Source organism: Flavobacterium olei, assembly GCF_039749035.1.
GTDB classification, from domain to species: Bacteria; Bacteroidota; Bacteroidia; order Flavobacteriales; family Flavobacteriaceae; genus Flavobacterium; species Flavobacterium olei.
In genome coordinates this window covers 1-22,607 of record NZ_JBDKWC010000003.1, presented here as the reverse complement: position 1 = coordinate 22,607, position 22,607 = coordinate 1, and the positions used below count along the sequence as shown (strand labels likewise).

Sequence of the window (22,607 nt, the reverse complement as noted above, 5' to 3'; positions counted from 1 at the left end):
AAATGAAAAAAAATATTTTTTTTTAAAACCTGATAATTGTCAGGTTTGGAAGTTGTAGTGTCCATCACAATGAAGTACACCATTTCTAAGGATTAATTTGTAAAGATTTCTGGCAAATGCATTATATCAAAATCTTCTTCAAAGATTCTGCAATGCTTCTCCATAAAAAGTTATAAAACGATTTTTCCTGAATTCTTTCCAATTCTACTTCTGCAGTTTTGGTTTTGTCTTTAGAATCATTTTTAACTAATAAATTGACGATCGCACTTTTAAGTTTTGCCTCTTTTTCCGGCTTTTTCTTTTTGAATAATTTCACTTTCAGGTCGTCATAATCTAAAGAAGCATTTCCTTTTGAGATATTATCATTTCCATAAAAGTTAAAGCGATATTTATGAAATGTCCCGGTAAATGAAGCGTTCATGTAGGGCTTACTGAATTGTCCCATTGCCGCTACATTAAAATTTGAGATTATACCCTGAATATGAAAACCGTCATTCTTGTCCAGAACATTAAATCTCCAGTCAACATTTAGCGGAGAATTTTTCATGAAAATGCAATTCACCTTAATTTTAACATCATTCATTTTTTTCATTCCAAAACCACTTCTAAGATTGGTGGCCTGCAGATTGAATTTGTCAAAAGTTAAAATGCCGGGACCTTTTGAAAAATCAATTTCTTCCTCGTAAACCAGTTTAGATTTTAAAATTTGTAAAGTATCAATCTGAAGCGGAAAATTAATATTTCGCAACAAATGATTGTAAAGATATTTTTTGCTTAAATCATCTTTTGGCATTTTTCCGCGGTAGACATTCGCGTCAAAGTGATTGATTACCATGGAATTTGCTTTTAGATAAAAACGATCGTTTTTAAATCCCCAATCTAATTTTTGAACTTGCGCCGAATCAAATTTTAAAGTATAAATATCTTTTTCTTTTTCCAGTCGTTTGGTAAATTCTCTTCTGTTAAATTGCGGAATATGAGTGAAATTATTAATTTTTAAAAAGTTTTTCTCAGTGCTTATTTTTCCAACATTGATGTGATAAAATGCACTTGGTCTGTAGAATAAACTATCGATAACCAGCGTGTACGTTTTATATTGTAGCGGAATTTTTTCTTTTAATGTAGCATCGGTAATTAAAATGCCTTCCAGTTTTAAAAGAATTTTTTTTACGCTAAAAATTGGTTTTTCGGTATCGAGTGAAACAACGTCGACAGTTCCGTCATTTACGTATATATTAGAAACGGCAATGATTTTTCTGAACGGATCAACAATTTCGCTTTTAATACTTTTGCTGTTATTGATTAGTTTTTCGCCCTTTTTATATAAAATTACACGCGGCTTATTAATGATAATGCTTTCTGCCTGAATAATATCGCGAAAAGCCAGATCCCAGATGTTAAAATGTTTTATGGTAATAGATTCGATTTTGGAGAAAAGTCCGTTCTTGCTGTCTTTTGGGGCGTTTTTAGGATCTACCAATAAAGTTTCAGCGTAAATGTTCCTTGAGAAAAGAGAAACTTCAACTTTTTCATAATTGATATTATAAGCAGTTTTGTTTTTCTCATGAATGATAACCGGAAGCTGTTTCTTTATCCAGTAATTTAAACCAACATTGGCAAAAATTAATAGAATTAAAAGAGAAATTACTCCAATTGCTATTTTTTTATAGAGGGACATTTATAGTATTGATTTTAAATACATAAATTTAGACTTTTAAATATCATTTCCTCTTATAAAATTTAAGAGAAAGTTTATACTATTACGAATTTTCATCCCCTTATTTTAATATGAAAATAATAAAAAGAATTCTGCTTGTGTTAGTAATCTTAATTGTGGTAATCGCAATTGGTCTGTTTGCTTATATTTTCCATTTAAAACCAAAATATGAAGGCGAATTACAACTGAAAAATCTGGAAAAGGAAACGACTGTTTATTTTGATGATTTTGGAGTACCGCACATTTATGCAGATTCTGAAAAAGATGCCATGACAGCCCTCGGTTATGTACATGCTCAGGAGAGATTGTGGCAAATGGAATTATTGCGAAGAATTGCGCCCGGAAGACTTTCTGAAATTTTCGGAGGTGTTGCACTTAAAAACGATAAATTTTTTGCCGGAATTGGCATTGAAGAGGCTTCCGCGAAAGCGATTGCCAAACTGGATAAAAACAGTGAGAGTTATAAACTGACGCAGTCTTATCTGGACGGAATTAACCAATATATGGAAGAAGGAGTTACGCCAATTGAGTTTACTTTGGTTGGAGTTAAAAAACAAAAATTTACCATAGAAGATGTTTACAATATTTTTGGATACATGTCTTTCAGCTTTGCAATGGCACAAAAAACCGATCCCTTGCTAACGGATATAAAAAATAAATACGGAGCCGAATATTTGAAAGATTTAGGAATTGAAGGTGAATTTAATACAACGAGAATTAAAATTTCTAAAGAGCGTGCAGAAGAATATTCAGCAATTTCAAAATCGATTACAGCCATGCTGGATCAATCTCCGGTTCCGGCATTTGTTGGCAGTAACAGCTGGGTAGTTGGGCCTCATAAATCAAAAAGCGGGAAAGTAATTTTTGCAAATGACCCGCATATTGGATTTTCGCAGCCGGCAACATGGTACGAAGCACATTTGATAACACCGCAACACGAATTATATGGCTGTTATCTGGCAGGAACTCCGTTTCCGCTTTTGGCTCATAACCGCGATTATGCGTATGGTCTGACAATGTTTGAAAATGATGATATCGATTTTTATCAGGAAAAGAATAAACCAGATGATTCTTCTCAATACCAAACTCCAAACGGCTTTAGTAAATACGAAATCAGAAAAAAAACTATTAAAGTTAAAGATTCGTCAGATGTTATTATAACCGTTAAGTCAACCCGACATGGTCCTGTTATGAATGATTTTATGGAACGTCTGGAAAAGAAAAACCCGATTGCAATGTCGTGGACGTATACAAGGGAACCAATTCAGATTCTTGAAGCAGCGTACGGACTTTCGCATGCCAAAAACACAACAGATTTTAAAAAGGCAGTCAGTCTGATTGCTGCACCGGGTTTAAATGTAATGTATGGGGATGCCAAAGGAAATGTTGGCTGGTGGGCGAGCGGCAAATTGTACAGACATAATGAAGGCGTAAATACTCATTTAATTTTAAACGGTGCAGACGGAAAAGATGATATAAAGGCATTTTTCGATTTTGAAAAAAATCCATCTGCAGAAAATCCTGAATGGGGATATGTTTACTCGGCAAATAATCAGCCGGAAGCTATTGACAATGGTTTTTTATATCCGGGCTATTATCTGCCTGAAGACCGTGCCAAAAGAATTTCAGGAATTCTGGATGCCAGATCAGACTGGGATAAAGAAGCCATCAGCAAAATGATTTTTGATAACACCTCTGATGTTGCGGTGGAAGTTGTTAAAAACCTTGTTTCAGTTTTAAATCATGAAACACTTTCGAAGGAAGAAAAACAAGTTTTGAATGTTTTAAAATCCTGGAAAGGAACAACTAATTTAGAAGATATTGCGCCAACCATCTATAATAAGTGGATTTACCTCTATTTGAAAAATACTTTTCAGGATGAAATGGGCAAAGAAAATTTCGATTTGTTTTTAGGAATTTCTACGGGCAAGCAAGTTATTGCTAATCAGATTAAGAATGAAAATTCGGTCTGGTGGGATAATATTCAGACTAAAAACAAAAAAGAAACAAGAACAGATATTATTTCGAAGGCTTTCAGAGATGCTGTTATTTCCCTTAAAAATCAATTGGGAAATAATATTTCAGAATGGAAATGGGGAACAGTTCATACCGTAGAACATGAACATCCGCTTGGAAAAGTAAAAGCACTGCGCGGTTTGTTTAATGTTGGGCCGTTTAATTCTCCGGGTTCTAATGAGGTAATTAATAATTTATTTTTTGGTTTTAATGACGAAGGAAAATATTATACCAAAGGCGGACCTTCAACTAGAAGAATTGTTGATTTTGCAGATGTAGAGAACAGCTGGAGTATTTTACCAACAGGACAATCCGGAAATCCCTTTAGCAAACATTATGACGATCAGGCAGAAATGTATAACGCAGGAAAGTTTAGAAAAATGAAACTGAATAAGGAGGAAATTATAAAGACGTCAACCAAATTGGTTTTTAAGCCTAAAGGTTAGCTGCAAAGTTTCAAAAAGACAAAGCTACAGAGTCGCTCTTTGATTTCCAGAAATAATTTTTTGCATTAAAAAATAAACTAAAGAAGAAACCCTAATATACGATTAATACATTAGGGTTTCTTTTTAAATATTCGTCAAAGGAATATCTTAGCAACTTAGTGTCTCAGAATCTTAGCGCCTTATTTAGATATTTCCGCCAAAACCTTTTTCCCATTTTCATTAGTTGGATCCAACTCAACCGATCTTTTATAATTGATAATCGCCAGTTTTTTATCGCCATCTGCTAAATAAGCTTCGCCTAAACTGTCATAAGCATTTCCGGATTTCGGGAAAGTTTCTACATTGATTTTGAAAACCTCGATCGCTTCTTTCTTTTTTCCGTCCTGCAAAAGTTGGTAACCTACTCTGTTCATATCGCTTTCTTTAATAGCAAACGTCGGATCAGCTTTTAGTTTTTTATAAGTTTCTGTTCCGGTTGCAGCACCTTTTTCTGTATAAATATCTAATAAATCCAGAGCCAGTGATTTCTGTGGCTGATTAAATGGTTTTCCGAAAAGTATATTATTAATGGCATCCGTCATTTCTCCCAAAACAGTTCCTCCGGTATTATTCAATAAAACAACCAGATTTTTATTTTTAAAGTTTCGCGAAATTATAGTGTTAAAACCATTGATTCCGCCGCCATGACCGACTGTTTTTCCATTTTCATCTTCTTCAACAAACCATCCGTAACCGTAAGATGCGCCGCCAGCTTTGATGTAAGGTTTAAATAATGATTCAATTGATTTTTGAGAAAGCAATTTATTCGTATAAAGCGCCTGATCCCATAAATACAAATCATCAACAGTAGAATATAAAGATCCAGCCGCGTACGGAATACTCATGTCCAAATAAGCAGCGTTTGTAATTTTTTTGCCTTGTTTTTCATAACCTGCAGCGCGGTTTTTTAAAATTACATCATTGTGATCGTAACCGGAATTAACCATTTTTAAAGGTGTAAAAATAACTTCCTGTAAATATTGCTCATACGTTTTACCGCTAACTTTTTCAACAATATAACCCAATAAAAAGTAACCGGAATTGCTGTAATTGAATTTTTCACCCGGAGTAAATTCTAATGGCAAACTCGAAAAAGTTTTTACGAATTCTGTTGGAGTATAAGGATTTCTGGCTTTATCCTTAAAAAAACCTGGCGCATTGGTATAATTTGGAATTCCCGAAGAATGTGTCAATAACTGATGAATTGTAATTTTATCCCCATTTTCTTTTGGATAGTCCGTTAGATAAGTGGTAATAGGAACATCTAATTTTAATTTTCCGTCTTCTGCCAGTTTTACAATCAAAAGTGCGGTAAATTGTTTACTGATAGATCCTAAGCGGAATTTTGTATCGCTTTGGTTCGGAATATTCCATTCCATATTGGCAGCACCAAAACCTTTTTTGAAAATTACTTTTCCATTTTCTGCCACCAGAGCAGAACCGTTAAATTGTCCGTATTCGTTGTATTTGCTCAAAAGCTGTTCGATTTTCTGCACTTTATCCTGAGCAAAAACAGAAAATGCCGAAAATTGAAAAGCAATAAAAAGCGCAATGAGTCTGATTGATTTTTTCATAATAAATGATTGATTATTGGTTTTAAGATTAATGAAATGATTCGTTTTTTGATTGATGACTGAAACTTAATAAAGAAAAGATATTCAATAATTTAAATCGAAATTACGATTTTTATATTGTAATAAATTTCTGTTTATAAAGGTTAGACGATCGTTTTACGATTTGGTTTCAGAAATAGCACACTTTTTTATTTTTTTTGATATAATATAAAAAAGCAGAGCATAGACCAAAATACTTTTAAAGCTGGTCTATGCTCATAACTAACAAATGTTTTATATAAATTTTAAAGTGTCAGCACTTTACTAAAATACATTAAAATAAGAATAAATAATTTAATCATATTACTCCGAATTAAAATTGATTTAAAGTCGAATTGCTAATTATTTTGTTTCAATATCGACTATTTTTCTTCCGTTTTCTCCCAAATAATGCACCAGTATATTTTCGTAAATTTTATAACCGTCGTCCACATTGGTAAAAATAATTAAACCTTGTTTTGTTTTCGGAAGTAAGATAAATATAGTCTGAACGCCTTTATCTGCGCCGCCATGAGACAACGCATAATTCTCGTTTCCTAAATCATAAATTTCAAATCCTAAACCAAAATATTTGTCTTTTTTAGTTTGAACCTGATGCGCAGTCATTTCACTAAAAACCGACGAACTCAAACCATTGCCATTCATTACGCTTGATAAAAATGTTCCGTAATCTGAGATTGTAGTCATAAGATCGTCGGCTGCATTTGCAGTTTTAATTCTGGTTGGTTCATAAGCATTACCTTTATTGTCATATCCAGTTGCGAACCTCGAAAGATCAAGTTTGTCATTCCAAACTAGTTGCGAGTCATTCATTTTGAAAGGTTCAAAAATCAGATCTGATGTCAATTGATCTAACGTTTTATGAAATTTCTTTTCCAGAGCTTTTCTCAAATATTCAAACCCTTCACCAGAATATTGATATTTTGTTCCGGGTTTAAATTTAAAATCCAATTTCTTAGATTCGTTCAAATATCTCCAGTTTGGAAAACCGGTCTGATGGCTCAAAACAATTCTTGTTGTCAATAATTTATGATTTGGATCTTTTGCAATATCAGGATCTGTCCAGTATTTTGATAAAGGTTCGTCCAGATTCCATTTTCCCTGACTAACCAGTTTTAAAGTTACAAATGCAGTAACATTCTTTGTTAAAGAAGCCACATTCCAGATTGTATTGTACGGTGCAGAAATACCTTTTTTAAGTTCGCCAAAAACTTTTACCTGTTTCAGTTTTCCATCTGTAATAATTCCGATTCCTAAAGCGGGGATGTTGTTTTCTTTCAGCCAATTTTCAGTTTCCTGCTGATTATCAAAAAGTGCTGATTTATCTGCTGTAGAAGTGGTCATTTGATGGTTGTAACTTAGCGATCTTGCGAGTTTCCATTCTTTGTTTTTAAGAAGCCAGAGATGCGTAAATTTAGCAAAGCTTCCCGGCTGTTCCGGATTTTCTGCTGAAATTTCATAAAAACGGTGTGTTCCCATTTGTATCGCTCCGTATAAAATGCCTTTTTTATACAAAGGATAAATTTCTGTACTTCCTGGAATAAGTTCTCTTCGATAACTGTATTTTCTCGATGGAGAACAGATGCCAATTGTAAAGGTCTTTATAAATTTGGCTTTGTCTGAAATACTGTCTTTATCGTGATAGAACTCAAAATCTTCCGTATACAGATTTTCAAATTGTTTAATGTCACAGGTATTAAAACCAATATTAAACAGAAGACTGTCTTTGGAAATAATGGTTTTATACAAAACTGAGCTTTTCTCTTCCTGAGAAAAACCCATTTGAAAGTGAAAAATAAAGAATGCCGTAAAGAGAATTTTTAATTGGAAAAAAGATAAATTGATTTTCATTTTATGATTGATTGATTGATGAGGTGCAAAAATACTTCAGTTACCAATCACAAAATTGTATAAAAGCGAAATTTTATCTTTTTTGAGAAAGAAAATAAGAATCGGGATCAAATGTTTTCGGCGTCGTTTTGGTTACATCTTTAAACTTTTTAATAAAATGAGACTGATCAAAATACTTATTATAAAGTGCAATTTCAGTTAAATTCATTTTTTCTAAATCGGCACTTACCATTTGATCAACCGATTTTCTGAATTTTAGTATTTGAATGTACTTTTTGATCGTCAATCCTGTTGATGCTTTAAATTTAAGCTGCAGTAAACGCTGAGAACTCTTTAAAGTAGTGCTAATATGCGAAACCGAAATTTCTTCTTTCTCATTTTTAATAATTTCGCTTATTTTTTCAATCAGATTTTTATCTGGATTTAAACGAGTCAAAGCTTCAAAGTAGGTGTTAATCGTATTTAATAAAGTATCGATATTAAAATCATTTGCAATAGTAAAAGGCAGTTCTTCGGAATTAAGTTTAATAATGGAATCTAAAAAAGTATTTAAATCATATTTTGGAAACATCGAAATTGTCCACGCATGAAGCTGAATAATGGTAACTCTTGTCTTTGGTTGCATGTTAACCAGAACTTTATTGGTCATTTGTGAGCAAAAGAAAATACCTTCGTTCATTTGGTATTTTTTTTTACTCGTATGAACTTCGATTCCGTTTCCATTTACAATTGCAAGATTAAAACAGCCGTTAGGTAAAACGAGTTTATTCTCTATCGGGCTTTCGCCGATGCTGTTATCAAGGCACCATATTTTGTTGACAAATCTTTCGGATCTTGACGAGACATAATGTTCTGAATAAAGGCTCATTTTTTTATGATTTCATAACGACACTAAATTACTATTTTAAATCAAAGTTGGTATGGTAATAAAACGAATTTAAATGATTAATGCAGGACGGCCAATAAATATTAAAGCCTATAGTCAAATAAATTATTTATTTTAAAGCTGATGTATATTAATTACTTATTTTTACGATTCATATTTTAGATTTCGCTCAATGCAAACTTCACTAAAAATTGCAGTTGTAGGTTCTGGACTTGTAGGATCGCTTCTGGCAATTTATCTTAAAAAAGCTGGTCATACCGTTCATGTTTATGATCGCAGTCCCGATATTCGTAAAATTAATTTTTCTGGTCGTTCAATTAATCTGGCAATGTCCAATCGTGGTTGGAAAGCGCTGGACGCTGTCGGCATTGGCGATTCGGTTCGCGAAATAGCAATTCCAATGGACAAACGCGCCATTCATTTGGTCGATAAATTGAATTTTCAGAATTACGGGCAGGATGGAGAAGCGATATACTCCATTTCAAGAGGAAAACTGAACCGAAGAATGATTGATTTGGCAGAAAATGCCGGTGCTGAGTTTTATTTTGAGCAGAAAATCTGGGATGTTACTTTAAGTGATGCTACTTTGCATATAGGTGAAAGTGAAAGAGGAGAATGGGAAGAACGAAAATACGATATGGTTTTTGGTGCAGATGGTGCTTTTTCGAGAATTCGCCACAGAATGCAGCGTCAAAGTATGTTCAACTATTCGCAGGAATTTTTGAATATGGGTTACAAAGAATTGAATATTCCCGCCAATGCTGACGGAACACATAAGTTAGATAAAAACTCTTTTCATATTTGGCCGAGAGGCGAATACATGTTAATTGCGCTTCCAAATCTTGACGGAAGTTTTACTTGTACTTTATTTATGCCTTTTGAAGGCGATAATTCATTTGAATCGCTTACGGATCGAAAAATGGTTGAAGATTTTTTTGAGAAAAACTTTCCCGATTCGATTGAAGTAATTCCCGAGCTGGCCAACGATTTCTTTAAAAATCCGACAAGTACACTGGTAACGATGAAATGTTTTCCGTGGACTTTTGAAAATAAAATTGCTTTAATTGGTGATGCCTGTCATGCTATTGTGCCATTTTATGGACAGGGAATGAATGCTGGTTTTGAGGATATTACCGTTTTAAGTGAAATGATTGAAAAGTACCAGGATGATTGGAAAAAGATTTTTTCAGAATATCAAATTTCAAGAAAGCCAAATGCAGATGCCATTGCCGAACTTTCGTATCGAAATTTCCTTGAAATGAGTACCAAAACAGCAGATGAAAAGTTTTTACTCCAAAAGAAAATAGAAAAAGTGTTTTCTGAGAAGCATCCCGATAAATGGATTCCACTTTATAGTCGCGTAACTTTTAGCGATCGTCCTTATGCAGAAGCACTGGCTATTGGAGATTTTCAAAACGCTATTATGGAAGAAGTTTTAAAGCTGAACGATATCGAAAATATCTGGAATACGCCGGAAGTTGAGAATAAGATTCTGGAATTGCTTTCCAAATAATTTTTTTTTTGAACGATATAAGTAATATAAGCTCATTAAAGTTTTATTGTAATCAAAAATGAACTTATATAACTTATATGGTGAAGTTTTATTTCTTGAATATTTTGGTAAGAACGCCAAAAACCCCTCTAATAAAAGTGGCACTTGTCACAACTTTTAAAACCGATTTTGTAACGACTTCTGTTGTGCTTGGTTCGCTTTTTTGAGATTTTGTCGGAGTTTGTTCCTGATGCTGTGCTGCCGTTTCCGCCGCCTGAGCTAACTTTTCAGTTAAAATTTCGAAAGCACTTTCGCGGTCAATTTCTTCAGCATATTTTCTTACCAGTTTAGATTTTGCATTTATTTCCTCAATCTCACTATCAGATAAAATATCCATTCTGCTCATTGGTGCGCGCATCATCGTTGCAACAAGCGGTGTCGGAATTCCTTTTTCGTTAAGTGCAGTAACCAAGGCCTCTCCAATTCCTAAACTCGTTAGTAATTCGTCAGTTTTATAATATTTAGAAGTAGGATAATTGTCGGCTGTTTTTTTAATCGCCTGACGATCATTTGCGGTAAAAGCCCTAAGAGCATGCTGAATCTTTAATCCTAATTGTGCTAGTACACCACTTGGAACATCCATTGGATTTTGCGTTACAAAATAAACACCAACACCTTTTGAACGAATCAGTTTGACAATCGTTTCAATCTGTTCCAGCAAGGTTTTGCTGGCTTCATTAAAAATTAAATGCGCTTCATCAATAAAAATAACTAATTCAGGTTGTTCCGCATCTCCTTTTTCAGGCATTTTCTGGTAAATCTCAGCTAAAAGGCTGAGCATAAAAGTAGAGAATAATTTAGGTTTGTCCTGAATATCCGTCAGGCGGATGATATTGACATAACCTTTTCCATTTTCATCAATTCGCATCAAATCATCGATCTCAAAAGATAATTCCCCAAAGAACAGATCTCCGCCTTGTTGTTCCAATTCGATAATCTTTCTAAGAATGGTACCGGTGGTAGCAGTCGAAATTTTCCCGTAGCTGGCAGCAATTTCTTCTTTGCCTTCTTCGGTAATATAATTGATTACTTTTTTAATGTCTTTTAAATCCAGTAATGGCATCTGATTATCGTCACAATATTTAAATATAACAGCAATCACCCCAGCCTGGGTATCATTTAAATCAAGAATTCTTGAAAACAAAACAGGTCCAAATTCTGAAACCGTTGCCCGTAAACGAACCCCATTTTGTTTCGATAAAGACATTAGTTCAACAGGAAATGCAGATACATTATAAGGTAGGTTTATTTTGGCATGTCGTTCGGTAATAAATCCTTCTTCTTTTCCTTCTTTAGCTATACCGCTAAAATCACCTTTAATGTCCATCATCAAAACCGGAATTCCGGCGTTGGAAAGCTGCTCAGAAAAAACCTGAATTGTTTTCGTTTTTCCCGTTCCGGTTGCACCTGCAATCAAGCCATGACGATTTAAAGTTTTGAGCGGAATTTTTACATGAGTTTCTGTAAGTGGTTCACCGTCAAGCATTGCGCCGCCGAGAATTATGCTGTCTCCCTTGCAGGAATAACCCAAATTTATATCTGTAATAAAATTCTCTTTTATATTCATGTTTTTATTTGTAATTTAGTTGGTTATATGAGTATTTCCTTGTTTTTGGGCAAGTTTAATATGGTTTTTTTAGTAGGAAAAAGCTCTTTTTGATTGAAAATTTAATAAAAAAAAAATTCTCAGCTTTTTAAGAACATATCAAAGGAATCTTTGAATATTTACTAAAACGTTGTAATTTTTCTAATTATCGTCCTCTTTTTTGTTTTATCTAAAAAATGACGCCGGCAATTTAATGAGATATTTTTTAAATTGAAGTTAAATTTCGGTCAATTAAATTAAAAAAAGTTTTTTTATTTAAACTAAACGTATAAATTTGCTCCTCTACAAGTTAAATATAACTAAAAAATAAAAATTATTTAAAACTATTAAAATTAAAAAAAATGGCAAACGTTAAAGTTAAAAAAGAAAGCACTTCAAATGGGGGAGGAATGATCACTGGAATCATTATTGTTGCGTGTATCTTAGTAGGGGTGTTTATTTGGAAAGTAATCATGGGAGACTCTGCGAACTTCGAAGGAGGTAATCCAGAAACTGGACATCCAATCAATACATTAGGACAAGTTTATAAAGGAGGTTTTATCGTACCAGTATTATTAGGTATGTTTTTAATGGTTGTTGTTTTTTCTATCGAAAGATTTATTGTTATCGGTAAAGCTGCTGGAAAATCTAACCTTGACAAATTTATGAAAAGTGTACAAGGTAGTATTAAAGAAGGAAACATTGAAGCTGCTATCGCTTCATGTGACAAACAACAAGGTTCAGTTGCAAACGCAATTAAATCTGCTTTAGTAAAATACCAGGATGTGAAAAAAGAAGGATTCAACAGTGAAGAGGCTTCTGAGGTAATCCACAAAGAAATTGAAGAGGCAACTTCATTAGAAATGCCAATGTTAGAGAAAAACATGACTATTATCTCAACTTTAGTATCTTTAGGTACATTAGGAGGATTATTAGGAACTGTATCTGGTATGATTAAAGCGTTTGGTGCGTTAGCTTCTGCTGGTACTCCTGACCAGGCTGCTCTTGCAACAGGTATTTCTGAGGCACTTATCAACACTGCTACAGGTATCTCTACTTCTATCTTAGCAATTGTTTCTTACAACTTCTTTACTGCTAAAATTGACGATTTAACTTACTCTATCGATGAGGCTGGTACTACTATCGTGAATACTTACAGAAAATTCAGAGGAAGTTTAAGACAATAATTAATTTTTGATAGTAATATCAAAAAAATAAAATAAAAGATAATGGCTAAAATAAAAATGAAAAAAAAGTCTACATCGACAGATATGACTGCGATGTGTGATGTAGCGTTCCTTTTGCTGACGTTCTTTATTTTGACCGCTACTGCTAAAGTGCCAGAAGCACTTCCTGTAGACATGCCTTCTTCTGTTGCTCAGACTAAATTGCCAGATACCGATTTGGCTATTATTACAATAGGAAAAGGAAAAGTGTTTTTTGATATCAAAGGAAGAGAAGTTCGTAAAAGAACTCTTGAGGGAATGGGTGCAAAATATGGTATTAATTTCTCTGAAGAGGATAAAACCAAATTTGCTCTTATGGATGACTTTGGTGTGCCAATTACAGGTTTAAAGCAGATCATTGATATGAAAGCGGCGGACAGAACCAAAGCAGAACAACCTGGAATTCCTTTGGATTCATTAGATAATCAATTAAAAGAATGGCTTCTTATTTCAAGAAGAGCTACAATTGATTTGGATGATAAAGAATTGCAGATTGCGATAAAAGGAGATGCTAAAGAAGAATATCCAAAAATTAAAAAAATTATGGATATTTTACAAGATCAGAAAATCAATTCCTTTAACTTAGTTACAGGTAAAAGAGGAAAAGACTTTTAATTAAAAAATATACACTAAGATGGCTGAATTAAATACAGGCGACGGCGGTGGTGGTAAAGGTGGTAAAGTAAGAAGTAAAAAGCAGAACTCAAAAGTCGATTTAACGGCAATGGTGGATTTGGCTTTCTTATTGATCACATTCTTTATGTTAACTACTTCGTTGTCAAAACCTCAATCCATGGATTTATCATTGCCAGATAAAGATGATGATCCAAATAAACCAAAGGTTGACACCAAAGTAGATGAAAATCGTACTATGACAGTAATGTTAGGTGGTGACAATAAAATGGTTTACTATATGGGTTTATTGGCTACTCCAAAAGTAGGGCCTAAAGACATAACGTATGGTAAAGATGGTATCCGTAGAGAATTATTAAAACAGAAAAAAAATGTTTTAGCTTACTCTGCAGCTTTAGGAAAACCGAAAAATGGTATCATTGTGATCATTAAACCAACTAAGAAATCAAATTACCGCAATTTGGTTGATATTTTGGACGAAATGGCAATTTCAGGCGTAGACACTTATGCGATTGTTCCTGAATTCTCACCAGAGGAAACGAAATTAATAGATAAAAAATAAGAGCGATCTTACTTTTATCAAATTAAAAATCAAGAGATATGAAATTAGATATTATAAAAAATCAGTGGCTTGATATCGTATTCGAAGGACGTAATAAGATATATGGAGCATACGAGCTAAGAAAATCGAACGGTAAAACAACTGTGAAAGCACTTGTTATCGGTTCACTTATTTTTAGTTTTGCAGTTGCTGCCCCTCTTATTGCAAGTTTCTTACCAGATTCTCAAGAAGAAGAGGTAAACAACGATATTAAGATTGCAACGGTAAAATTACCTCCAAAGAAAAAAGAGGAAATTAAACCAAATCAACCACCACCGCCACCGCCACCACCAAAAGTGGATCAGGTTAAGTTTGTGAAACCCGTGGTTGCAAAAGCAGAAGAAGTAACTGAAGATCCACCAAAAATTGTGGATTTGAAAGACAAAAAAGTGGGTGCTGAAACAATCAAAGGAGATCCGGATGCAGTTTTAACTGTTGATGAGCCAGTTGGTAAAGGACCAGTATCCGAGGTTGTTGCAGAAGATAACACAGTATATAATACTGCAGGTATCGAAGTAAAACCAGACTTCCCTGGAGGAATTGATAAATTCTACAAATTCGTAGGAAACAATTACAAAACTCCGGAAGAAGAAGGTCTTAAAGGTAAAGTTTACGTTACGTTTGTAGTTGAAAAAGACGGTTCATTAACCGACATTAAAGTTCTAAGGGATATCGGTTACGGTACAGGAGCAGAAGCAATTCGTGTTCTTAAAAAATGTCCGAAATGGACTCCTGGTGAGCAAAATGGTAAAAAAGTTAGGGTATTATACTCTCTTCCTATTACTATTCAATCTGCAGAATAATGTTAAAAGATATGCTTAATAATATTCAGAAGAAATCGCTCAAAGAGCGATTTCTTCTTGTTTTAGGAATACTGTTTTTTTTAATTTATCTTGTACTCGGTTTAATGATTATGTTTTGGAAAAAGCTTCCGCTAGACATGGAGCCAAAATACAGATATGCATTTGGTGGTTTGTTGATCGTATATTCGGGGGTAAGATTTTTAAGATTAATTAATTCAAAAGAGTAATAGATTATGTTGAAATATGGTAAGGCTTTAAGTTTAATCGTTTTTGTCTTTTTGTTTGTGATGTGCAACCAAAAAAACAAAAGTGAAGCTGAAAAAGAAACAATTTTAAAAGGAGCCCTTGATATTACTGTCGATGAAACTGTAAAGCAGATTGTAGACGATCAGGTTGCGGTTTTTGAAGGAACTTACTATGACGCAAAAATTACAGTTAAGCCCAAGTCAGAAGCTGAAGTAATCAATGATTTGTTAAATCAGAAGGCTACAGTTGCAATTACGACGAGAGATTTGACAAAAGAAGAAAGAGCCCGTTTCGATAAAAGTAAGATTAATCCAAGGGTTACGCCGTTTGCTCAGGATGCCGTGGCATTTATTTCAAATAAGAGCAATAATGATACTTTAATTGCGTTGAAAAGTGTAATTGATTTTATACAGGGCAAGCCAGATTCTAAGATTAAAGGCTTAGTCTTTGATAATCCGAACTCAAGTACTGTAAGATACATGAAGAATTTGGCAAAGGTTAATGCTGTTCCGACAGCTGGGGTTTTTTCTTTTAAAACTAATAATGAGGTAATCAAATTTGTTTCTGAAAATGATGGAATGATTGGTGTTATCGGTGTGAATTGGTTGTACCAGCCTACTCCGGATATGACAGAAACAATTAAAAAAATTAATGTATTAAGTGTAAAAGGATTAAATGGAGACGGATATTACAGTCCGACTCAAAACGATTTAGAAATCGGAAAATATCCTTTGGCACGCGATTTGTTTATTATTAACTGTCAGGGTTACTCAGGTCTGGGAATGGGGTTTGCCTCATTTGTAGCTGGTGATATCGGACAACGTATAGTTTTAAAATCAGGATTATTACCCTATAAAACTCCTGGAAGAAAACTTAAAATTAGAAGTGAAATTATAAAAGATAAAGAATAAATTAATTACGATAAAGATGAATAAATTTAAAATTTTCAGTCTTGCATTAGTTGTCTCTGCGACGGCGGCGAAAGCGCAAGACATCAATCAAGCAAAAAAAGCAATTGATGCGGAACAATTTGATAAGGCAAAAAATTTGCTTAAATCAATCATCAAAGCGAAACCTTCTGATGGTGAAGCTAATTTTATTTTAGGTAACGTTTATCTAAACCAATCTGTTGTAGATTCTGCAAAGATTTATTACAATAACGGATTACAGGCTTCGGAAAAGAAAAACTTAAACTATATTGGTTTAGGGCAATTGGATTTAGATGCTAAAAATGCTGCTGCAGCTCAGGCAAACTTTGCTTTGGCTACTAAGGATATGAGAAAAAAAGATGTAAATGAGTTTATTTACATTGGTAGAGCTTATATAAATTCTGAAAATCCTGATTATAAAAGTGCTATCACCGTTTTACAAAAAGCTTTAGCAATTGAACCACAAAATGCACAGGCGCTTGTAGCAATTGGAGACGCTTATTTTGGAGCGAGTAATCAAAATGAAGCTTACAAAGCGTACAGAGATGCTTTTACAGCAGATAATACATTATTAAGAGCTAAAGTACAATCTGGAGTATTGTTGAAAAATGCTAAATCTTATGATGAAGCAATTAAATCTTTTAATGAAGTTATTGCTTTAGATGCTAATTACGGACCAGTTTACAGAGAGCTTGCTGAAACTTACTACAAATGGGCAAGAAACAAACCTTCTACTGCTCAGGCTAATTTGCAAAAAGCGATCACAAATTATGAGAAATATTTAAGTCTTACGGATTATTCAATGGACTCCAAAATGCGTCATGCAGATTTCTTGATTTTAGTAAAAGATTATAAAAGCTTAGAAACTGTAGCAAACAAAATGATTGCAGAGGATAAAGTAAATCCAAGAATCTACAGATATTTAGGATATGCTGCTTATGAGAATGGAAACGTTGATGTAGCGATCAAATCTATTGAAGATTATATGAAAGTTCCTTCTAATAAAGTAATTGGAAGAGATTATTTATACTTAGGTTTAGCTAAAATTAAAAAAGGTACAAATGCTGAAGGTGTGGTAGATCAGGCTGCTTTTGATGCTGGTTTAGCAGATATCAAAAAAGCTATTGAATTAGAGCCTCTTGCAGTTGAAGAATTAGCCGATTTTGGAAAAGCCTTATTTGGTAAAAAACAATACAACCAGGCTGCAGCTATTTTTGAACTTGGCGCAGCTAATAAAGAGTCTAAAAACTATTTGGATGATGCTGTTTACTACGGAATCTCTGTATACTATGGTAATGCAGGCAAACCTGCTGAGAGCCGTGACAAAGCTGCTTTAGAAAATGCTAACGCTACTTTCGATAAAGTTCTTGAAGCTTCTCCGACTTATGATGAGGCTTACTTATATAAAGGAAGAATTAACAGTGCCTTGGATAAAGATGATATGATTATCAAAAATTACGAAGAATATGTAGCAAAAACTACTGCTAAAGGTGCTGAGGAATTAGCAAAACCTGCAACAGTTAAGAAAATTGTTGAAGCTTACAATGCAATTGGTGCGGCTTATGCAAATACTGATAAAGCAAAAGCAGTAGAATATTTTAATAAAACTTTAGTTTTAGATCCTGCAAATACATACGCGGCTCAATCCGTAAAATCTTTAAAATAATTTAGATTTTTAATAATAACAAGAAGCCGGCAGTTCAAAAAACTGCCGGTTTTTTTGTTCCGTATTTTATTGACTATCTTTGCACTTTAAAATAATAAAATGTTACCAAAAGAAATACAATTAGAAGTAAATAAAGGAGCTATGCTTCCGTTGATGGAAGAGTTTTACACCATTCAGGGAGAAGGTGCGCATACAGGAAGAGCTGCTTACTTTATTAGAATTGGAGGTTGTGATGTGGGTTGTCACTGGTGTGATGTGAAAGAAAGCTGGAATGCGGAAAGTCATCCGCCAACAAGTATTGATCTAATTGTTGCGAATGCCGCAAAATATGCAGATACAGTTGTAGTAACAGGAGGAGAACCATTGTCATGGGATATGACTCTTTTAACGCAAAAGTTAAAAAACAACAATTTAAAAGTCCATATAGAAACTTCGGGTGCTTTTGAGTTATCAGGAACATGGGACTGGATTTGTCTTTCTCCGAAGAAAAATAAACTGCCGACACAAACTGTCTATGATAATGCGCATGAACTAAAAGTTATTATACATAATAAGCATGATTTTATTTTTGCAGAAGAACAAGCAGAGCTGGTCAATCGAAATGCTATTTTGTTTCTTCAGCCGGAATGGAGTAAAAAGGAAGAAATGACTCCGCTCATTGTAGATTATGTTATGAACAATCCAAAATGGAGAGTTTCTCTTCAAACGCATAAATATCTGAATATACCTTAAACAAAAAAATCTCTTCAACCGAAGAGATTTGTTTGTTTACCGAAGTATACATTCGTGTAAAAAAGAAACACTGTCAATCCCAGTTTTTGTACTTTTTTAAATTGGTAATATGGGCTAAATGATGATTTCCATGCCAGGCATAAGTTCCGATAATTTTCTTTATTTTGTTTTCTGAATTATCAGAAGGATGGACAAAGGTTTTTTCTAAATCGGATTCAGATAAATTTTTCATAATGAATGCCAATCTGTAATGAAGTCCTTTTAATAAATCGAGAGTTGGCTGAATCGGCATTAGTAAATTATCATTTAATTCAGACCAAAGGACTTCGTCATAAGCTTTAATAACAGGATTGTTTTCCGTTAACGCCCATTTAATCCTGATATAGCAATTCATGTGACTTTCAGCACAATGATGAATCACCTGTCTTACGGTCCACCCATCCGGACGATAAGGTGTATCGAGCTGTTCATCACTTAAGTGAATTACTTCTTTTTCTAATCTCTCCGGAAATGATTCTATTTCCTTAATTTTTTGAGAAAGATAATCTCCCGAATAATCAGTGGGTGCTGTAAATTTTCCGATAGGATATTTTAGTGTTTCTAAATCTAATTCTTTCATATGTTAATTTGGTTGTGATTTTAAATAGAAAGTCTGGCGAGATAGTCAAAATGTTCGCCTTCAAGAATAAGTTCACAATTAAAACCATTTGCAATTGCAGCGTTTTGAAGCGTATTGTAATCAAGATACAGCCAGTCAAATGGTTCCTCTTTTTCTCCTTTATAAGAGATATTAAAAACAAGTTCTCCGTAATAATCATTTTCAGACGGAATCCATTTCCCGCCGTCTTCATCTTCATCAAACATATAAATAATGTCAGAACTGTCAATTAAAATTTGGCCGCCAGGATTTAATAAAGATTTCAACTTGTTTAAATACTGGTTACAATGTTTTAATTTACCAAAAATTCCGGTTCCGTTCATTAAAAGTAAAATGGTGTCGAATTTTTCTCCTTCAAAATCTAAAATATTTTCAACTTTAGCATTTTTAATTCCTCTAAGAAGACATGTTTCAATTGCTTTTTCAGAGATGTCAATTGCAGTAACATCCAAATTGCGTTCATTTTGCAGAGATAAAGCATGACTTCCCGCACCACATCCTACATCTAATATTTTACCTTTTGCAAGCTGTAAAGCTTTTTGCTCTATTTCTGGCATTTCATTATAAGCACGAAAGAGATATTCTACACTCATTTCGTCTTCTTCAGAAATAGTAGTTTCGGTAATAATATCTTCAGGCGAATTTTTTGTATGAAAATCAAAAATAGCTTTTCCAAAAAGATCTTTCATTGTTTTAGTTCAAAGATTAGTGTTTCAAGTTTAAAGTTGTTTAATTTTGCAGATCAACTTTTAATTTTAAACTTGAAACAGATTTTAAATAACTTAAGTAAGTTAGCCAAAGATAAGCATAACGAGAATAAAAAGTATTTCGATAAGCTTAAAAAGAAACAACCGAAAAATTTAGACTATGTAATGCAGGATTTGCACAACGCAGAATTTAAAAGAACAGATTGTTTAAAATGTGCCAATTGTTGTAAAACAACCGGGCCATTATTTACTATGGCAGATATTGAACGGATTTCGAAGCATTTTAGACAAAAACCACAACAATTCATCGAGCAGTATCTTCGTATTGATGAGGATAAGGATTATGTTTTGAAAAGTGTTCCGTGTACTTTCCTGGATAATGAGAATTATTGTATGATTTATGATGTTCGTCCCAAAGCCTGCCGTGAGTTTCCACATACCGATCGAAATAAATTTTATCAGATTTCAAACCTAACATTGAAAAATGTAGAAATTTGCCCTGCGGCATTTAACATCGTGGAAGAAATGAAGAAGAAACTGCCGTTATAAAGCATTTTGTTATTCGTACTTTCTTGATTTCTTTTTTTAAAGATGTACTTTTGAAGAAAGGAATAATTAAACAACTTAAAGAATATCCATAATTTGAATCTAGAATATTTTATAGCCAAGAGACTGATAACTGCAAAGGATTATAAAAGCAGTATTTCGGCACCCATAATAAAAATTGCTATTTCTGCCATTGCGATCGGAATGATTATGATGATTGTTTCTGTAGCAACCGGTATCGGATTACAGAAAAAAATTCGCGATAAAGTTTCAGCATTCAACGGTCAGATCATAATTTCAAATTATGATAATAATAATTCTGAAGTCACAACGATATCCATTTCTAAAAAACAAAACTTTTATCCGAATTTTAAATCAATTCCTGAAGTTAGCCATATTCAGGCGGTAGCAAGTAAAGCCGGAATTATTCGAACTGAAAATGCTTTTGAAGGAATTGTATTTAAAGGAGTGGGTGCAGATTATGAATGGAATAATATTAAGGAATATATTGTAGAAGGTAAATTACCTGATTTTACAAAAGATTTAAATGAAAATGTTATTATTTCAAGATTTTTGGCAAATCGTTTAAATTTGAAAATAGGCGACCAGTTTAATACTTTCTTTATAAAAGAAGAGCAGGGAAAACTTCCAAATATTCGTCGATTTAAAATTGCGGCCATATTCAATTCAGGATTTCAGGATTTTGATTCGACTTATATTATTGGAGACATACGACACATTCAAAGAATCAATAAATGGAATGCTGACCAAATAGGTGCATTTGAGGTTTTTGTGAAAGATTTCAGTACTATAAAAGAGATTGGAAATAAAGTCTATGAAGAAACCTCTTCAAATCTGGACACAAAAACAATTGTAGAGAAATACAGTTATATTTTTGACTGGCTACAATTGTTTGATTTTAATATTATAATTATACTTGCTGTCATGATTTTGGTTGCAACAATTAATATGGTAGTGGCCTTGCTGGTTCTTATATTAGAAAGAACACAAATGATTGGTATTTTAAAATCGATGGGAGCAAACAATTGGTCTGTCCGCAAAATATTTCTATACAATGCCTTCTATCTAATTCTTCGCGGATTATTCTGGGGTAATTTAATTGGAATCGCACTTTTATTGATCCAACAGCAATTTGGAGTAATTCAGCTAAATCCGGAAAACTATTATGTAAATCAGGCACCTGTTTATTTAAATTGGATGTATATATTTCTTTTGAATTTACTCACAATAACTATTTGTTTTCTGGTCCTGTTAATTCCCTCCTATATAATAACTAAAATATCTCCTGTAAAAGCGATACGTTTCGATTAGTCGAGAAAAGTAAATAAAGATAGAAACCCGACAGTTTGTAAAATGAGTCGGTTTTTTCTTTTATACATATATAAGTATAGTTTATGTCAGGCTTAACATCCGAAGTTTCTCGAGAGAAGCCTTTTGTTGCAATCCGGGTTTCAGGGCTCTGATCCCGTTAGGGAAACTGTTTTGGGAATTCGTTTATGGATAAACTTGGCGACTTGGCGTCTTTGCGAGATTAAAAGCATAGTATCGACGCTTTTAAAATGTGTTTATACATTGAAAAAGAAGTTGAATTATTGAAAATACTTCAAATACCAGCTGTGAAAACCCTCCAAAAATAGGAGAACCGCATAGTAACTCAGAAAAACCGCACAGAGAACCAAAAAAAGCGTATCTGTAAAAATTACGTTATCAGTGTGTTAGGAAAAAGAATAAAAAAACATGGAAAAAATGCAACAAAAAGGCTTGTAAATGTAAATAAAGGTGCTACTTTTGCACCCGCAACAAACAAAGGCGTTCACTGAAATACTGACAAGAAGAGGAATTGAATCTTTAGAAATAAAGAAAAAAAAGATTCCAAAAAGCTTGCGCAGTTAGAAAATGCTTTTTACATTTGCACCCCGCAAAACGCGGAAGTTCATTGAGAGACTGGTAAGGAAAAGAGAGGAAATTGGGGTTGAAAAAATTCCAAAAAAAACTTTAAATTTTTCTTGCGAGAAACAAAAAGAAGTTTTAGTTTTGCACCCGCTTTGAGAGACAAGCGAAAAACAAAAGAAGACACGTTCGTAGACATATTGAATTGACAGCCGTCTCGTCCAAAAGACGAGACAAATAGAAT

General features: G+C 33.5%; 19 protein-coding genes. 12 read left to right on the top strand and 7 right to left on the bottom strand.

The window, feature by feature from the left end:
* Positions 1-121: 121 nt before the first annotated feature.
* The gene (locus tag ABEB31_RS07835; protein ID WP_347050799.1) at positions 122-1,678 is read right to left on the bottom strand and encodes a hypothetical protein; all 1,557 of its coding nucleotides are present in this window, start codon (positions 1,676-1,678) and stop codon (positions 122-124) included.
* Between the two features lie 110 nt (positions 1,679-1,788).
* Here ABEB31_RS07835 and ABEB31_RS07830 point away from each other — a divergent pair, with 110 nt between their 5' ends.
* Positions 1,789-4,179 (top strand): penicillin acylase family protein, encoded by a 2,391-nt coding sequence (locus ABEB31_RS07830; protein ID WP_347050797.1) that lies wholly within the window; start codon positions 1,789-1,791, stop codon positions 4,177-4,179.
* A 179-nt stretch (positions 4,180-4,358) separates the two neighbouring features.
* On the opposite strand, the gene ABEB31_RS07825 is transcribed toward ABEB31_RS07830, so the two are convergent.
* The 3 genes from ABEB31_RS07825 to ABEB31_RS07815 all read right to left on the bottom strand — a co-directional run bounded on the left by ABEB31_RS07825 (position 4,359) and on the right by ABEB31_RS07815 (position 8,550).
* Entirely contained in the window at positions 4,359-5,792 is a 1,434-nt protein-coding gene (locus ABEB31_RS07825) for a serine hydrolase (protein ID WP_347050795.1), read from the bottom strand.
* A 381-nt stretch (positions 5,793-6,173) separates the two neighbouring features.
* Positions 6,174-7,682, bottom strand: a complete 1,509-nt coding sequence (locus ABEB31_RS07820; RefSeq protein WP_347050793.1) for a serine hydrolase domain-containing protein — start codon at positions 7,680-7,682, stop codon at positions 6,174-6,176.
* Positions 7,683-7,755: 73 nt separating this feature from the next.
* The gene (locus ABEB31_RS07815; RefSeq protein ID WP_347050792.1) at positions 7,756-8,550 is read right to left on the bottom strand and encodes a helix-turn-helix domain-containing protein; all 795 of its coding nucleotides are present in this window, start codon (positions 8,548-8,550) and stop codon (positions 7,756-7,758) included.
* A 190-nt stretch (positions 8,551-8,740) separates the two neighbouring features.
* Here ABEB31_RS07815 and ABEB31_RS07810 point away from each other — a divergent pair, with 190 nt between their 5' ends.
* Positions 8,741-10,081 carry an FAD-dependent oxidoreductase gene (locus tag ABEB31_RS07810; RefSeq protein WP_347050791.1) on the top strand — a complete coding sequence of 447 codons (1,341 nt, stop codon included), beginning with the start codon at positions 8,741-8,743 and terminating at the stop codon, positions 10,079-10,081.
* Positions 10,082-10,169: 88 nt separating this feature from the next.
* Here ABEB31_RS07810 and ABEB31_RS07805 read toward each other — a convergent pair whose 3' ends face one another.
* On the bottom strand, positions 10,170-11,687 hold the full coding sequence (locus ABEB31_RS07805) for a helicase HerA-like domain-containing protein (RefSeq protein WP_347050789.1): 1,518 nt from the start codon (positions 11,685-11,687) through the stop codon (positions 10,170-10,172).
* A 380-nt stretch (positions 11,688-12,067) separates the two neighbouring features.
* On the opposite strand from ABEB31_RS07805, the gene ABEB31_RS07800 reads away from it, so the two are divergent.
* The 8 genes from ABEB31_RS07800 to ABEB31_RS07765 all read left to right on the top strand — a co-directional run bounded on the left by ABEB31_RS07800 (position 12,068) and on the right by ABEB31_RS07765 (position 18,541).
* Positions 12,068-12,892 carry a MotA/TolQ/ExbB proton channel family protein gene (locus ABEB31_RS07800; protein ID WP_347050788.1) on the top strand — a complete coding sequence of 275 codons (825 nt, stop codon included), beginning with the start codon at positions 12,068-12,070 and terminating at the stop codon, positions 12,890-12,892.
* 42 nt (positions 12,893-12,934) lie between these two features.
* On the top strand, positions 12,935-13,546 hold the full coding sequence (locus tag ABEB31_RS07795) for a biopolymer transporter ExbD (protein ID WP_347050787.1): 612 nt from the start codon (positions 12,935-12,937) through the stop codon (positions 13,544-13,546).
* 19 nt (positions 13,547-13,565) lie between these two features.
* Positions 13,566-14,126: an ExbD/TolR family protein gene (locus tag ABEB31_RS07790; protein WP_347050786.1), complete on the top strand. Its 561-nt coding sequence runs from the start codon at positions 13,566-13,568 to the stop codon at positions 14,124-14,126.
* A gap of 38 nt (positions 14,127-14,164) precedes the next feature.
* Positions 14,165-14,968, top strand: coding sequence for an energy transducer TonB (locus ABEB31_RS07785; protein ID WP_347050785.1), 804 nt, complete (start codon positions 14,165-14,167; stop codon positions 14,966-14,968).
* Positions 14,968-15,195, top strand: a complete 228-nt coding sequence (locus ABEB31_RS07780; RefSeq protein ID WP_347050784.1) for a hypothetical protein — start codon at positions 14,968-14,970, stop codon at positions 15,193-15,195. The genes ABEB31_RS07785 and ABEB31_RS07780 overlap by 1 nt, the downstream gene beginning before the upstream one ends.
* Positions 15,196-15,201: 6 nt before the next feature.
* Positions 15,202-16,125, top strand: a complete 924-nt coding sequence (locus tag ABEB31_RS07775) for a PstS family phosphate ABC transporter substrate-binding protein (protein WP_347050782.1) — start codon at positions 15,202-15,204, stop codon at positions 16,123-16,125.
* Between the two features lie 16 nt (positions 16,126-16,141).
* On the top strand, positions 16,142-17,809 hold the full coding sequence (locus tag ABEB31_RS07770) for a tetratricopeptide repeat protein (protein WP_347050781.1): 1,668 nt from the start codon (positions 16,142-16,144) through the stop codon (positions 17,807-17,809).
* Positions 17,810-17,908: 99 nt separating this feature from the next.
* Positions 17,909-18,541, top strand: a complete 633-nt coding sequence (locus ABEB31_RS07765) for a 7-carboxy-7-deazaguanine synthase QueE (RefSeq protein WP_347050780.1) — start codon at positions 17,909-17,911, stop codon at positions 18,539-18,541.
* Positions 18,542-18,614: 73 nt separating this feature from the next.
* Here ABEB31_RS07765 and ABEB31_RS07760 read toward each other — a convergent pair whose 3' ends face one another.
* A complete protein-coding gene (locus ABEB31_RS07760) occupies positions 18,615-19,160 on the bottom strand; it encodes a YfiT family bacillithiol transferase (protein WP_347050779.1) in 546 nt (181 codons plus the stop codon).
* Between the two features lie 20 nt (positions 19,161-19,180).
* Positions 19,181-19,888 carry a class I SAM-dependent methyltransferase gene (locus ABEB31_RS07755; protein WP_347050777.1) on the bottom strand — a complete coding sequence of 236 codons (708 nt, stop codon included), beginning with the start codon at positions 19,886-19,888 and terminating at the stop codon, positions 19,181-19,183.
* Positions 19,889-19,960: 72 nt separating this feature from the next.
* Here ABEB31_RS07755 and ABEB31_RS07750 point away from each other — a divergent pair, with 72 nt between their 5' ends.
* Complete coding sequence (locus ABEB31_RS07750; RefSeq protein WP_347050776.1) at positions 19,961-20,455, top strand: YkgJ family cysteine cluster protein; 495 nt, start codon at positions 19,961-19,963, stop codon at positions 20,453-20,455.
* Positions 20,456-20,548: 93 nt separating this feature from the next.
* Complete coding sequence (locus ABEB31_RS07745) at positions 20,549-21,784, top strand: ABC transporter permease (RefSeq protein WP_347050775.1); 1,236 nt, start codon at positions 20,549-20,551, stop codon at positions 21,782-21,784.
* The last annotated feature ends 823 nt before the right edge of the window (positions 21,785-22,607 follow it).

Bases quoted from the DNA above. Each gene is read 5' to 3' on its own strand.
- ABEB31_RS07835 (WP_347050799.1), bottom strand. From the start codon at position 1,678: ATGTCCCTCTATAAAAAAATAGCAATTGGAGTAATTTCTCTTTTAATT.
- ABEB31_RS07830 (WP_347050797.1), top strand. From the start codon at position 1,789: ATGAAAATAATAAAAAGAATTCTGCTTGTGTTAGTAATCTTAATTGTG.
- ABEB31_RS07825 (WP_347050795.1), bottom strand. From the start codon at position 5,792: ATGAAAAAATCAATCAGACTCATTGCGCTTTTTATTGCTTTTCAATTT.
- ABEB31_RS07820 (WP_347050793.1), bottom strand. From the start codon at position 7,682: ATGAAAATCAATTTATCTTTTTTCCAATTAAAAATTCTCTTTACGGCA.
- ABEB31_RS07815 (WP_347050792.1), bottom strand. From the start codon at position 8,550: ATGAGCCTTTATTCAGAACATTATGTCTCGTCAAGATCCGAAAGATTT.
- ABEB31_RS07810 (WP_347050791.1), top strand. From the start codon at position 8,741: ATGCAAACTTCACTAAAAATTGCAGTTGTAGGTTCTGGACTTGTAGGA.
- ABEB31_RS07805 (WP_347050789.1), bottom strand. From the start codon at position 11,687: ATGAATATAAAAGAGAATTTTATTACAGATATAAATTTGGGTTATTCC.
- ABEB31_RS07800 (WP_347050788.1), top strand. From the start codon at position 12,068: ATGGCAAACGTTAAAGTTAAAAAAGAAAGCACTTCAAATGGGGGAGGA.
- ABEB31_RS07795 (WP_347050787.1), top strand. From the start codon at position 12,935: ATGGCTAAAATAAAAATGAAAAAAAAGTCTACATCGACAGATATGACT.
- ABEB31_RS07790 (WP_347050786.1), top strand. From the start codon at position 13,566: ATGGCTGAATTAAATACAGGCGACGGCGGTGGTGGTAAAGGTGGTAAA.
- ABEB31_RS07785 (WP_347050785.1), top strand. From the start codon at position 14,165: ATGAAATTAGATATTATAAAAAATCAGTGGCTTGATATCGTATTCGAA.
- ABEB31_RS07780 (WP_347050784.1), top strand. From the start codon at position 14,968: ATGTTAAAAGATATGCTTAATAATATTCAGAAGAAATCGCTCAAAGAG.
- ABEB31_RS07775 (WP_347050782.1), top strand. From the start codon at position 15,202: ATGTTGAAATATGGTAAGGCTTTAAGTTTAATCGTTTTTGTCTTTTTG.
- ABEB31_RS07770 (WP_347050781.1), top strand. From the start codon at position 16,142: ATGAATAAATTTAAAATTTTCAGTCTTGCATTAGTTGTCTCTGCGACG.
- ABEB31_RS07765 (WP_347050780.1), top strand. From the start codon at position 17,909: ATGTTACCAAAAGAAATACAATTAGAAGTAAATAAAGGAGCTATGCTT.
- ABEB31_RS07760 (WP_347050779.1), bottom strand. From the start codon at position 19,160: ATGAAAGAATTAGATTTAGAAACACTAAAATATCCTATCGGAAAATTT.
- ABEB31_RS07755 (WP_347050777.1), bottom strand. From the start codon at position 19,888: ATGAAAGATCTTTTTGGAAAAGCTATTTTTGATTTTCATACAAAAAAT.